General features: G+C 67.7%; 7 protein-coding genes and 3 pseudogenes. 7 read left to right on the forward strand and 3 right to left on the reverse strand.

The window, feature by feature from the left end:
* Positions 1-25: 25 nt before the first annotated feature.
* Positions 26-1,267 (forward strand): annotated as a pseudogene (locus AB0L29_RS13120) (IS3 family transposase).
* Between the two features lie 405 nt (positions 1,268-1,672).
* On the opposite strand, the pseudogene AB0L29_RS13125 reads toward AB0L29_RS13120, so the two are convergent.
* Positions 1,673-2,686: pseudogene (locus AB0L29_RS13125) on the reverse strand (GAF domain-containing SpoIIE family protein phosphatase); the annotation flags it as partial.
* A 1,102-nt stretch (positions 2,687-3,788) separates the two neighbouring features.
* On the reverse strand, positions 3,789-4,118 hold the full coding sequence (locus AB0L29_RS13130) for a nucleoside triphosphate pyrophosphohydrolase (protein ID WP_365826412.1): 330 nt from the start codon (positions 4,116-4,118) through the stop codon (positions 3,789-3,791).
* Between the two features lie 1,041 nt (positions 4,119-5,159).
* Here AB0L29_RS13130 and AB0L29_RS13135 point away from each other — a divergent pair.
* Together AB0L29_RS13135 and AB0L29_RS13140 are read left to right on the forward strand one after the other, a co-directional pair.
* On the forward strand, positions 5,160-5,885 hold the full coding sequence (locus tag AB0L29_RS13135; protein ID WP_189218866.1) for a glycoside hydrolase family 11 protein: 726 nt from the start codon (positions 5,160-5,162) through the stop codon (positions 5,883-5,885).
* Between the two features lie 77 nt (positions 5,886-5,962).
* The gene (locus tag AB0L29_RS13140; protein ID WP_365826414.1) at positions 5,963-6,307 is read left to right on the forward strand and encodes a hypothetical protein; all 345 of its coding nucleotides are present in this window, start codon (positions 5,963-5,965) and stop codon (positions 6,305-6,307) included.
* Between the two features lie 351 nt (positions 6,308-6,658).
* Here the strand turns inward: AB0L29_RS13140 and AB0L29_RS13145 are convergent, their stop codons facing one another.
* Positions 6,659-7,279, reverse strand: coding sequence for a CoA-transferase (locus AB0L29_RS13145; RefSeq protein ID WP_365826416.1), 621 nt, complete (start codon positions 7,277-7,279; stop codon positions 6,659-6,661).
* A 630-nt stretch (positions 7,280-7,909) separates the two neighbouring features.
* Here AB0L29_RS13145 and AB0L29_RS13150 point away from each other — a divergent pair.
* The 4 genes and pseudogenes from AB0L29_RS13150 (at position 7,910) to AB0L29_RS13165 (ending at position 13,578) form a co-directional block, all read left to right on the forward strand.
* Positions 7,910-9,337 carry a non-reducing end alpha-L-arabinofuranosidase family hydrolase gene (locus AB0L29_RS13150; protein ID WP_365826418.1) on the forward strand — a complete coding sequence of 476 codons (1,428 nt, stop codon included), beginning with the start codon at positions 7,910-7,912 and terminating at the stop codon, positions 9,335-9,337.
* Between the two features lie 701 nt (positions 9,338-10,038).
* On the forward strand, positions 10,039-10,467 hold the full coding sequence (locus AB0L29_RS13155) for a hypothetical protein (protein ID WP_365826419.1): 429 nt from the start codon (positions 10,039-10,041) through the stop codon (positions 10,465-10,467).
* Between the two features lie 20 nt (positions 10,468-10,487).
* Positions 10,488-12,847 (forward strand): annotated as a pseudogene (locus AB0L29_RS13160) (hypothetical protein).
* Positions 12,848-13,053: 206 nt separating this feature from the next.
* Positions 13,054-13,578, forward strand: a complete 525-nt coding sequence (locus AB0L29_RS13165) for a hypothetical protein (protein WP_365826421.1) — start codon at positions 13,054-13,056, stop codon at positions 13,576-13,578.
* Positions 13,579-13,786: the final 208 nt, after the last annotated feature.

The following is a 13,786-nucleotide window of genomic DNA, read 5'->3' on the forward strand; positions in this document are numbered from 1 at the left end:
CTCGATTCCCTGAGAGGATCGAGTCATGGCCCGTCCGTCCCCTTATCCTGCTGAGCTTCGTGAGCGTGCGGTGCGCATGGTCGCGGAGGTCGGCTCCAATTACCCAACTGAGTGGGCCGCGATGAAGGCGGTCGCTGCGAAGCTGGGCATCGGTTCCGCTGAGACGGTACGGACATGGGTCCGCAAGGCCGAGGTCGACGCCGGCCAGCGTACCGGGGTGACTTCGGAGGAGGCCGCGGAGATCAAGTGGCTGCGGGCCGAGAATGCCGAGCTGCGCCGGGCGAATGAGATCCTCAAGGCAGCCTCGGCTTTCTTCGCGGCCGAGCTCGACCGGCCGTCGAAGCGCTCGTAGCGTTCATCGACGCCCACCGGCAGGTGTTCGGAGTCGAGCCGATCTGCAAGGTCCTGACCAGCGACGGACTGAAGATCGCGACGAGCACCTGCTACGCTGCCAAGAACCGCACCCCAGTGCACGGTCGCTCCGCGACGCGCGGCTGAAGTCGCAGATCAGCCGCGTCCACGCCGACAATTTCGGTGTCTACGGAGTGCGGAAGGTCTGGCGGCAGCTGCACCGCGAAGGCGTACCTGTGGCCCGCTGCACGGTCGCCCGGCTGATGCGTGACCTCGGTCTTGAGGGTGCCCGACGTGGGAAGAGGATCCGCACCACCATCCGCGATGACGGCCATGAGCGAGCCTCTGACCTGCTCAGACGCGACTTCACTGCTTCGGGTCCGAACGAGCGGTGGGTCGCCGACTTCACCTATGTCGCAAGCTGGTCCGGCATCGTCTACGTCGCCTTCGTGGTGGACGTGTTCTCCCGAGCGATCGTCGGCTGGTCGGCCGCGACCAGCAAGCGGGCCAAGCTCGTCCTCGACGCCCTCGACATGGCCCTGTGGCGCCGCGACCGGGCTGGCATTCCTGCAGGTCCTGGACTCATTCATCACTCGGACGCGGGCAGTCAATACACGTCTTTCGCGTTCACCGCCCACCTGATCGAGGCTGGCATCGACGCCTCGATCGGCACCGTCGGCGACGCCCTGGACAACGCGCTCATGGAGTCTCAGATCGGCCTCTACAAGACGGATCTGATCAAGCCCGCAAGCCCTGGTACGGCTTGGCCGACGTCGAACTCGGCACTGCAGAATGGGTCGACTGGTTCAACAACCAGCGCCTCCATACCGCCATCGGGGACATCCCGCCCCACGAACACGAGACCAACCACTACGCTCAACACCAGCCCCAACCGGCGGCTGGAGTCAACGCATAGAGCCTCCGCCCATCCCGGAGCGCTTCAGTTCGTCTGGGCGGTCGCTGGTCTTCGTGACGAGGTCCTCGATGACCATTCCGTGGCACACCTGTACATCGCGCTCGCCCTCTCGATCGCCGTCACAGCGGCAGTACTCACCACCCGGTACGGGCGCCTGGTCCTGTCGTCACTACGTGGCGGGGAAGGCAAACCAAGGCCGTAAGGGGTCCCGTTGCATACGGTCGCCGGGCCTTCCGTGCGGGAGAGAAGTCGACGTGCGGGCGGGGCCTCGGAGGCGGGGCCAGGGGCCGTGGATCACGGCTGGATCATGGACGCCAAGGTGGGGCGGCTGTCGTCAGAGCAGTGGCTGTTCGGTCCAGATGATCTTGCAGTCGGAGGTGTAGCGGGTCCCCAGCGTGCGGTGAGCTGGGCAACGAGGAGAACTACGTCGTCGCTCGGGCGGGTGGGCAGCAGGGCGTCGAGGACCGCCTCGCAGGTGTCCTCCACGGCCCGGCCGGCGCAGGCCAGGACGGTACGGAGCTGGTCCGGGCCGGTGTCGATGTCCCGGTGCCGGTCCTCGACGAGGCCGTCGGTGTAGAGGACCAGCTGGCTGCCCTCGGCCAGTTCCAGCTCGGCCGTCTCGAAGGGCATGCCGCCGAGGCCGGGCGGCGATCCCGAGGGCAGGTCGACGAAGTCCACGTCACCGTCGGGGCCGACGATCGCGGGCATGGGGTGCCCGGCGCGGGTGAGGGTGCAGTGCCGGGACGCCGGGTCGTAGACGGCGTACAGGCAGGTCGCGCCGATGATGCTGGAGTCCTGGTGGGTGTTTTCCACCGCCCAGCCCTCGCCCCGGTCGAGACGTGCGATCAGGTCGCCCGGGGGCAGGTCCAAGGAGCAGAAGTTGTCGACGGCGGTGCACAGCCGGCCCATGGTCGCGGCGGCGTGCAGACCGTGGCCGACGACGTCCCCGACGACCAGTGCGACGCGGGCGCCGGAGAGCGGGATCACGTCGAATCAGTCGCCGCCTACCCCCGCCTGCGCGGACAGGTAGCGGTACGCGACCTCGACCGCGCTCTGGCCGGGGCGGCCTCGGGGCAGCAGGCTGCGCTGCAGGGCGAGGGCGGTGTCGTGTTCGCGGGTGTAGCGGCGGGCGTTGTCGATGCAGATCGTCGCGCGGCCGACCAGTTCCTGGGCCAGGGACAGGTCGTCGTCCTCGAACGGGGCGGGCTGCTCGGAGCGGTAGAAGCTGACGACCCCGAGGGTCACGCCGCGTGCTCGCAGGGGCACCGTGATCAGGGGGTGGGCGCCCGCCACCAGTGCCCGTTCGAGCCGTGCGAGGTCCTGGGCGAGCCAGCCGCCTGCCTCGGCGAGGACGGGTTCGAGCACTGACCGCTCGGTCTCCTAGCTGCGCGCCTGGGGTGCGGAGGCGACCTACTGGACCGGGCCGCTGTACTTCGGGGTGGTCGATCGGCACCTTCAACGACAGTTCCACGTTGGCGTTCGGTACGCGTCCAGTGGCTTTGCCGGTCAGGTTGGCGGAGCTGACCAGACAGCGGCCGTCGGCACGGTAGAGCTTGGCGTGGAGGGACGGACACAAGGCAATGGAAATGCGTCCGTCACTCTGGGCAGCTTCGATGATCTCCGGGTCGGAGACCCCGGCGGCTAGCTCCGCCGGGACCCAGCGCGTGACACACGTGATCTTCGGGACGGCGTGAAGTTCCTCCTTCAGCCCGACGCACACCAAGCAGCGTTTCAACCTGCAGATACTGCGGTGTTGCAGCGTGCGGACTGCACCAACTCGTAAGCACACCCGGCAACTTCGTTTGCCGACCGATCCAGGTCGGCGCAGGTCAGCGGGACTCCAGTGACTAGACCGAGGCCCTAGCGTTGTCGATGGATTGCAGAGGGCCCGGCTTCATCGGGTGCGCCAGCCGGTCAGCCCGAAAGCCCACAAGCGCGCCTGCCGAGCCAATGGGCCCTGCTGGGCCACTTGGCCGTGGCAACCTGTTCCGTTCCGGAGAGGAGGGATGTGCTGTGCGTCATGACGCTCGTTTGACGCTCTGGGCTCCTGCCGACTGGATAACGAGCCGAGAAATGGCCTCTGACCTGCGACTTTCCGAGACTTGCTCAATCCGATAGCTTTTCGATGACCCACCACGTTGAGTGCGTGGCGATCCTTGAACCGGCCGCAAAGGGCTCCTGACCTGCGGTTTTGTGCATACGCATGATGTGCGGTGCGGGCGTTACGGGCGATGTCTTGACGCTGAAATGACGCTCGTGACGCTCGTTCTGATGGGCTGTCAGGTGTCCTCGATCGGGTAGATCAACACTTGCTGCCCGTCCCTCCGCTGGTGTCGCCGCGGACGTGAGAATTGGTGTCCTGCAGAGCCGACCGCGCGCCCGTTCGACGATGGTGGCCGTTGCCGTGCCGGCGCTCCGTGCCGTCTTTGGGTCGCTGCGCTCCACGGGGCCCGGGTCGCGACCGCCGAGTCAGCGTTGCCTATCACTTCATCTTCTGATTCGGCCGTGCTTGGTGGGGTGCCTATTCTGCAGATGGGTGGTTGCCCGTCCAGACGATCCGACGCGTGAAACCGCCACGCTCCCGATACTTTGCCCGGCGCGACTCTTCTAGCCCCGCCGGGTCGATGCCGGGGTTCGTCGCGAGGGCGCGCACGACTTCCAAGACGTCAGCAAGCTCTCCCTGAGCTGCAGCGTCGTCCGCCGATAGAAACTCGGCGACCTCTTCGGTCAACTTTTCCCGGAGCCTTCTGCGGTATTCGACGGGTGAGGCGGCGTACGTGATCGGCTCGCGTCCCTCAACGCGGATGATTTCAGGGATCCGGTCCCTCACCAACTTTCCGGAACTGTCCATTTGCTGCCTCTCTGGATCTAGCAGGACGTGCCGGCGTAGGGTGCGGTGGTGTCGTAGCCGGCCGGGTCGAGGTCGAAGGTGCGGGTGCCCGACAGTTGGTCGGTGACGGAGAGCAGGTGGCCGTCGGCGGGCCGTAGCGCTCCTCGTCACCGACTGCGGCGTACGCGACCGCCTCGGCCCTGACAAGAGGGTCTGAGCGGGGTGCGCCCTGATTCTTCTTATGTGGCTTGGGATTTGAGGTCGAGCCGGACCCTCACGAGCAGGCTGTCGGAGCCGCTGACGGACACGGCGAGGCGGACCTCCTCCTTCCGGGCCGGTGCGTCGCCCGTGCCGCGAGAGGAGTGCGGGGGACCGCCGTGCGGGGGAGCACCGTGCGGTGGAACACACGCCGAGAGCCCCGCGAGGGGGTGGGCCAGGTCGCAGCGGACGGTGACGACACCGTCCCGGGCCATCCGCTGAAGCCGGCGACGGGTGGTGTGCTCGCTCATCCCGGCCGCCGCCCCGCGGTCGAGGGAGCCCAGGCGTCCGTCAGGGCGAGGCTGACGGATTCGAGGGTCCGCGCGCGGCACCGCACCTCGACGTAGGCGACGGTCGCGGATCTCGCCGCGTCGTACGCGGTGGCCCGGGCCAGGCCGTTCGCGCGCAGTCGTTCCCAGCGAGGGCCGCCGCAGTCGCGTCCCCGTTCGCCCGAAAGTTTCGAAGATTGCGCACATGCTTGCGTTGTATCCCTCCCTTATCTCCTTCCATCTCTCGTGACGATTCGCTTGAGAGGCGGTTTGACCAGCGAAGACGCGTTCGCCAAGGTCTCCTCTGGTTAAAGGAATGTTTCCGAAAGACTGTCGAAAGTGTTGACAGGAGCATGGCGGTCTACGAAAACTGTGGCCACCGAACGACAGGAGACCGTCGTTCCCCTCGCGTCATGTGACCGGGTATGGCGGTCGGTCGTTGCGGCACGACGACGGGCGGCCCCCGCCGCGTTCCATGCAAGGCCACGGGCAGCAGAAGCCGCCCGCCCCCCATCAGCCTTCATCGGGAGGACACATGCAGCAGGACGGCACGCAGCAGGACCAGATCCAGCAGAACCCCGCTCCCTTCAGCGGCTTGAGCCGACGAGGCTTCCTCGGCGGCGCCGGCACCGTCGCGCTCGCCACCGCGTCCGGACTGCTGCTGCCCGGCACCGCCCACGCCGCCACCACCATCACCACCAACCAGACCGGCTACGACGGCATGTACTACTCGTTCTGGACCGACGGCGGCGGCTCCGTCTCCATGACGCTCAACGGCGGCGGCAGCTACAGCACCCGGTGGACCAACTGCGGCAACTTCGTTGCCGGCAAGGGCTGGAACACCGGCGGGCGCAGGACGGTCCGCTACACCGGCTACTTCAACCCGTCGGGCAACGGCTACGGCTGCCTCTACGGCTGGACGTCGAACCCGCTGGTGGAGTACTACATCGTCGACAACTGGGGCAGCTACCGGCCCACCGGCGAGCACAGGGGCACCGTCTACAGCGACGGCGGCACGTACGACATCTACAAGACGACGCGGTACAACGCCCCCTCCGTCGAGGGCACCCGCACCTTCGACCAGTACTGGAGCGTCCGGCAGTCGAAGGTGACCAGCGGCTCCGGCACCATCACCACCGGCAACCACTTCGACGCCTGGGCGCGCGCGGGCATGAACCTGGGCCAGTTCAGGTACTACATGATCATGGCCACCGAGGGTTACCAGAGCAGCGGGAGCTCGAACATCACGGTCAGCGGCTGACCCCTGTCCGGCGGACAACCGGCTGCGGGCTCCGTCCTCGTGGCGGGTCCCGCAGCCGTGGCGAACTCGCCACCGCGGTGGGGGCACCCCCGGCCGAAGGCTGGGGGAGGGCCGACCGGTTCGACAACCAGCACTCCCACACGGCGATCGGCGACATCCCGCCCCGCGAGCACGGGACCAACCACGACGCTCGACACCAGAACCGGGGCACATCAGAGCCTCCACCGATCCCGGACCGGTTCGGGTCCCTGCCCGGATGGTCCGGCCACACGCTCCAGTACGGGTGCCTCATCGGCACCGGCGGCCGGTCCCGGATGCAGACCGCCCCGTCCGGGGACATCGACGGTGACGGATTCACCGACCCCATCGCCCGGGACACCTCCACGGGAACTCTGGATGCACCACGGCCGCAGCAGTGGTGACGCTGACGGAGACGGCACTCCCGACACCGCCGGCACCGAACCGGCCTCCCGCGGGAACCACGGCCAACCGCACCGCGTACGCCACCGGCCGGACAGCTGCCGCCCGCCCGCTGATGACCGCGACAGGAGACTCCCACAGCGACGGAGTCCCCGACCTGTGGACGACGGCTCCGACTCCACAGCCGGACTCCACTTCGTCCCCGGCCGACGGACCGGTCGGGTCGGTCCGCCGTCAGCCGTCGGGACCGGCGGTCGGAGCGTGATGAAGCGCGTCCGCTGAATCCCCACGGGAGGCGGCAGCCCTGACCGGGCCGGTCGCCTCCCGGCACCTTCTAAGGGGCGCGGATGGCGTCAGGCGGACGGGAAGGCCCGTGTGACCGGCGTCCTGAGCGCCGAGGGCTCGTCGGTCCGGCTGCAGGCGGCCCTGGCGGCCGGGTCGGCCCCCGACCTGGCTTCCTGGAGATGCTCATCGAGCAGGAGCAGACCATCGGGAGTGACGTCGATGACCGCGAGGTCCGTGATGATGCGGTGCACGACGCGTCCGCCCGTGAGGGGCGGAGTGCATTGCTCCAGGATTTTGCGGGAGCCGTCCTTCGTCACGTGTTCCGTCATCACGATCACCTCGCGCGCCCCGTGGACCAGGTGCATGGCGCCGCCCGTCCCCTTGACCGTCTTGCCGGGGATCATCCAGTCGGCCAGGTCACCGTCCGCCGAGACCTGCGGGGCGCAGAGGACGGCGGTGCCGATGGGGCCTCCTCGCGAATGCCTCGCCCCGCACGTCGGCGCCCTGGCCCTGGAGGACGGTGGACCCGGCCAGGTCTGCGCGGTGCGGCCGGTGAGCCGGCGGATCGTCACCTCGGCCGTCGGCCGGCGGATCCATGATGCCGTGCCGGCCGGGCGGGTCTCGTAGCCGCGGGCGAGGCAGCGGTGCACGATCATGCCGAGGCCACCCGGGACCCCCTTCACGATCACATGAAGAAAGGGTCGAAATTTCCGGAGGCATTCGGAAAGTTGGGTGTGCCACAGACCCTGGAGACAGGATCGACCAGGTGCCGGCACCGTCCGCGCATCGCTCCGTTCCGGCGTCAAGTGTCGTACGGCCCGGCCATCTGGCGGTGTGACGTGCGCTGTTTCGCGCATAGGGGCTACGAAATATTTCGCTGTTGATGGCGATACGTGCGAGAGGTGTTGACGCCGTTCGCCGGTTCCCTATCATTCAGGTTGCTCGACACTCCGACCCTTGTTCGACATCACGAACACATCGAGTCGCTCCCTCGCACAGCAGGGCAACTCCGGGTCACACCGTCCGAAGCCGGAGCCGCAAGGAGCCGTACTGCATGTGTATGTCATGACCTTGCCAATCCTTTCCTTGCCGTCCTCTTCGGCCACGCCGGCCGGGCGCTCGGCCGTTCGGTCCGCGTCAGGTGATGCGCCGGCCGCGACAGTCCTGACGACGCCCGGGAGAAGGCCGCGAAGGACCGGGACGTCACAAGCGGGCCGCCGTGGTGCTCACGGACCGCTGCACACCGCACCACACCAACAGTCCGGACAGCCTCCGACGAGGCCGACCGGAACCACCTACTCAAGGTTGAGGGAGTCCCCATGCACAGAGGAAGTTCCAGCCGCAGGCATCCGTCTGTGGTGCTCGCCGCCGTGATCGCGGCCCTGGCCGCGCTGGCGGCGATGCTCGTCGCCGCCCCGGCTCAGGCGGCTTCCAGCGGCTCCTTGCGCGGTGTCGGTTCCGGCCGGTGTCTCGATGAGCCGGGCGCCAGCCAGACCAACGGCACGTACCTGCAGATTTATGACTGCTGGGGCGGGACCAACCAGCAGTGGACGCTGACCGACAGCAACCAGCTCACCGTGTACGGCGACAAGTGCCTGGATGTTCCGGGCCACGCCACCACGGCCGGTACCCGGGTGCAGATCTGGACCTGTTCCGGCGGTGCGAACCAGCAGTGGCGGGTCAACTCCGACGGCACGGTCGTCGGCGTGGAGTCCGGTCTGTGCCTGGAGGCCGCGGGCGCCGGTACGGCCAACGGCACAGCGGTGCAGATCGGGACGTGCAACGGCGGCAGCAACCAGAAGTGGACCGGCCTGTCCGGGACTCCGACCCCGCCGGACGGCACGTGTTCCCTCCCGTCGACGTACCGGTGGACGTCAACGGGTGTACTGGCGCAGCCGGCCAACGGGTGGGCCTCGGTGAAGGACTTCACCACCGTGACGCACAACGGCAAGCACCTGGTCTACGCGTCCAACTTCTCGGGATCGTCGTACGGCTCGATGATGTTCAGCCCCTTCACGAACTGGTCGGACATGGCGTCGGCCGGCCAGACCGGCATGAGCCAGGCCGCGGTGGCGCCCACGCTGTTCTACTTCGCGCCCAAGAACATATGGGTGCTGGCGTACCAGTGGGGTGCGTGGCCCTTCATCTACCGCACGTCGAGCGACCCCACCAACCCCAACGGCTGGTCCGCTCCGCAGCCGCTGTTCACCGGGAGCATCTCCGGCTCCGACACCGGCCCGATCGACCAGACCCTGATCGCCGACGGCCAGAACATGTACCTGTTCTTCGCCGGTGACAACGGCAAGATCTACCGAGCGAGCATGCCGATCGGGAACTTCCCGGGCAACTTCGGCTCGTCGTACACGACGATCATGAGTGACACGAAGGCCAACCTCTTCGAGGGCGTACAGGTCTACAAGGTCAAGGACCAGAACCAGTACCTCATGATCGTCGAGGCGATGGGCGCGAACGGGCGCTACTTCCGCTCCTTCACGGCCTCCAGCCTGAGCGGCTCGTGGACCCCGCAGGCCGCCACCGAGAGCAACCCCTTCGCGGGCAAGGCCAACAGCGGTGCCACCTGGACCAACGACATCAGCCACGGTGACCTGGTCCGCAACAACCCCGACCAGACCATGACCATCGACCCCTGCAACCTGCAGTTCCTCTACCAGGGCAAGTCCCCCACCGCGGGCGGCGACTACAACCGGCTGCCGTGGCGGCCGGGTGTCCTCACCCTGCAGCGCTGACCTTCCCGATGCACGGGGACCGTGATGTGGTGCGGTCCGCAGGCGGGTGGGCGAGCGGTTCACGGCGTGGGCGATTCCACCGGCCGACCGGCACTCACCGCCTCGGGGAACCCCGGTCGTGCGCGGCCGGGGTTCCTCTCGCCTCCGGTGCCGTCGCCGCGGCCCGTGTACTCCGCCGGCGTCTCGGAGGAGATCGCCGGCAAGGCCACGAAGGACCGCCGCGAGGACGTGTGGCCCGGCGCCGACCACGTCGGTTTCCACCGGGTCCACCGCGCCGGCCCGACACCGACGTCGCCGAGACCGTCGGTGCCCTCTGCGGTCTTGTGCACCGGCAGGAGCGCGAGGAACCGGTCGCGGATCGGGTCAAGAACCTTCATGTCCACAACCGCAAGAGGGTTCCGGCGAGCGGCCGCTGTCGAAGACGACGATCCCACCGGGCTGGGCGCCGTCCGGCGGATCACGTGAGGGGGCCGACGAATCGCGAGTGGTCGTTTCCTGGGGAGCGTCCGCCGGCTTCGGGCAGGCGGGGAGGCCGGTGCCGCGGGACATGATCCTGCCGGGATCCGATCGTTGTCGTCCGGGCTTCGGGGAATCAACTACCGTCCGTCCGCAGGCAGGTGATGGTACAAGAGACAAGTGATCAGGTCGGTGGCCGCGCGAGTACGGTGGGGTGGCCTGCCCGGATGGACTTGGGGGAATTGATGACGTTCGAGCAAGAATGGGCCGAACTGCGCGCGGCGGCGGCGAAGCGGACTGCCATGCAGATCAACAGCGTTCCGGCCGACGGCGGCGGAGGTGGTGGCGGGAGCGACCTGGTGGTCAATCGGGACGACCTCGGCGCCATCGGCAATGACGCGTACGAGCTGCTGGGCCGGCTGGCGAAGGATGGCGACATCGCCCGTTCCTCCACGTTCGACGCGGCGACGGCGCTGACCAACGGGAACTTCGTGAGCGGTTCGGCCGTGCTGAAGGTGCACGACTTCTGGCGGACCCACCTGAAGACACTGCTGGACGCCTGCGCGCAGATTTCGAATCACCTCGATTACAGCAAGGCCCAGCACGCCAAGGACGAGGCGAAGATCGAGGGGGATCTGATGCGGATATCCGTGCTCACGGAATACATGAAATAGGGCTCGGGGGAGCGCGCAACATGCTGAAGTACGAGGACATAATCGACGCCCCGGTGGCGAAGCTGAAGGCCGCCGCCGACGACTGGTCGGAGATGGCGGGGAAGCTGGACAAGCTCGCCACCGACGCCGCCGGCGGGATGAAGGCGAAGGCGGACAGAGCGGCCTGGGAGGGCGTCAACGCAGGGGTCACCAAGGAGTTCATCGGTAAGACGGCCAAGGAGTTCGCGGACGCCGCGGCCGAGGCCAAGGGCGTGAAGCTGATCCTGGAAGAGGGTTACGCGGCCATCAAGAAGGCCAAGGACGACCTGGTCAACATCCGGGACCACGAGGGGCCCGCGGCCGGTATCCGCGTGGACGGCACCGGCAAGGTCACGGCGCGGAACCCGTTGTCCGAGATCCCCATGGCGCGGCACGACCCCGACTACAGCCGGCTCCTGCAGGAGGAGAGGCGGAACATCGAGTCGTGGCAGAAGAGGATCGACCTCATCGTCGACAACTGCAACGACACCGACCTCGCCCTCAAGAACACCCTCGAGGCCAACGTCACCGACCGCAAGGACTTCAGCGCTCCGACGTACACGAAGCTGGACCAGGAGGAGGTCGCCCGCGCCGTCGCTCTGGCGGCCAAGGGCCGGGACATCACACACGCCGAACTTCAGCAGCTCAACGAGCTGCTGAAGGACAACAGTTCGTCGGTGGAGTTCTCCAAGGGCTTCTACGAGAAGCTCGGCCCCGAGAAGTCGCTCGCGTTCTTCGGCCAGCTCTCCACGGACACGTACGAGTACGGCAAGGTCGACGCGGAGCGCCTCAAGGACGTCCAGGAGCTCCAGAAGAACCTCGGCCTCAACCTGGCCACCGCCTCCCACGACAAGGAATTCACCGACAAGTGGGGTCCGGAGCTCCGCAAGTTGGGTACGGAGCGTATTCCGCTGGCCAAGCACGACTACGGCGGGCCGTTCGGATACCAGCTGCTCGGCGGGATCATGCGGTACGGGAACTACGACGCGAAGTTCCTCAACCCGATCGCCGAACACGTGGCGCAGCTGCACGGAAGAACCCGGACATGTTCGCCGAGAACAAGGTGGTGAACAGTCCGTTCAAGAACCCGTACAACCCCTCCGGCGTGAACGGGGCCGGCTACGACCCGGCCATCGCCATGCTGGAAGCGCTCGGCAACAGTCCGGAAGCGGCGAAGAAGTTCTTCGCCGACCCCCCGACCGCGTACAACGAGGACGGCACGGTCAACCACGGTGCCACGGCCGCCCTCGGAAAGAACAAGGACGGCGAGGCGATCGACAACTACCTCGACTTCTTCACCAACGAGAAGTGGGAGTCCTTCCCCGACGTCAACTCGCTCGATCCGAAGGAGCTCGAGGCGTCGCTCGGCCACATGCCCGACGCCCTCGGCCACGCCCTGGAGGCAGCGACCCTCGGCTACCCGGCGGGGCACCCGGACGCCGGCGTGGTGCGGGACGCGGACAACGCCGCGGTCATGCAGAAGGTCATGGAGAAATACGGTGCGGACCCAGGTCTGCTCAAGGAGCACCACGAGGCGCTGGCCGACAGCCTGGGCGTCATGGGCGCCGGCTACATCGACGACATCAACTGGGCGTTGGCCAAGAACGATCCGGGCAGCGTGTTCGCGCCGGGCAAGAACCCGGAGGGGCACATCGACTTCGCGGACACCGCGGACGGGAACGGGCGCAGCGTCGTCCGGGGCTTCCTCAGCACCCTCGGCCAGCACCCGGACGCCTACGCGACGGTCTCGACCGCGGAGCAGGTCTACACCCGCAGCGTGCTGGAAGGGGCAGTGGGCCCGGACGGAAAGATCACCGAGGAGGTCGAGGCCAGGGCCAGGGCGACCGTGCGCGTGGGCGCCGAGGTGCAGGGCATGCTCGACCAGTCCCGGGCCGACCAGGTGGAGGCGACGAACCTCAAGACCCACGAGGACTACGAGAAGGCGGTGGCCAAGCGGGCGGGCTGGATCGAGTTCGGGGCCACGGTGGGCGTCGCGGCGGGCGTCGCCTTCCTGCCCGCGACCGCGGCCGTGGGTACGGCCGCGGTGCTCGTCCCGCTGGCGACCGATACCGCCAGTGGTGCTGCCGAACAGGTCATCAGCCAGGTGGTCGGCAGCATCTCCGACAACTCGGTGGACGAGCACAAGGAGAAGACGGAGGAGCTCACCAACAAGGAGAAGGAAAAGATCTACTCCGCCGGTGAGAGCATGGCCGAAGCCCCGATGGAGGAGTTCCTGCGGCATAACGGCATAGACGCCGGCAAAGACGTGTTCGCGCAGGACCTGCACGAATCGATGCTGATCGGTTACGGGGTCGGCAACGACCGGGAGAACCAGCAGGGCAACGACCCGGAGACCGGCTGAGGCCGCTGGACGGCCGAGGACAGGTAAGGATGCGGACAGTGATCAGTCGTAGGTCGGTACGCGGGGGACTCCTCGCCGCAGCCGTGGCCGGCTCGTTGTTCCTCGGGGCCACGGGTTGTGGAGGGGACGGAGACGTGGACGGAACTCCGAAAACTCCGAAGGACTACAAGGTCGTTTCGGGGACACAACTCTGCGGTGGCAGGGCCGTGTCCGCCGACGCGTCTCGGGCGCTGAAGGTGATCACGGGGTCGTCGCGGTTCGAGGCGTCGGCGGAGGAGTACACCGTCGCGCAGGCCGCGACGGACCTGGTCGAGGCGTTCGGGAACCCCAAGGTGTATCGCGGGGACGTCTGCCGTGTTTACACGCCCATCGGCACGCCGGATTTCGAGCTCAGAATCACCTGGAGGCTGGCCGACGGCGCCCCGACGGACGGCCCGGTGGCCCCGGAGTTCACCGTGCTGAAAATGGGGGAGGAGGCCCTGGCGGCGGCGGACAAGGCGTACGTCCAGTTCGCGTGTAAAAGCGACAAGTTGGGCAACTCGTCGGAAGATACCCACATCGACATCGACGTGCGGCGCGGGGGTATGCCGAAGGAACCCGAGGGCGACATCGAGGCCTTGAAGGACGCCTACGCGACCGTGGCCCACTCCTTCTCGCTGGCCATGGCCAAGGAACTGCGCTGCGAGAAGAACGGCGGGCTCCCCGCGCGGCCCGTGCTGGATCCCGCGTAGCCGTCGGCGTATGCGGAAACGGCCATGATCAGAGGCCCCTCCCTGTCCGGAGGAGGGGCCCTCTGCCGTATGCGGTCCGCCACGGACGAGCGGTGCACGGACCTCGTCTCCAGGGAGGCGCCGACCTCGCACTCGCCCACGATTCCGGCCCGGCCCGGCTCTCCGTACCGCGGCTCGGAGCACCGGGACGACTCGCCGGGGTCCGTGT

The organism is Streptomyces sp. NPDC052701, from assembly GCF_040678355.1.
Classification (GTDB): Bacteria; Actinomycetota; Actinomycetes; order Streptomycetales; family Streptomycetaceae; genus Streptomyces.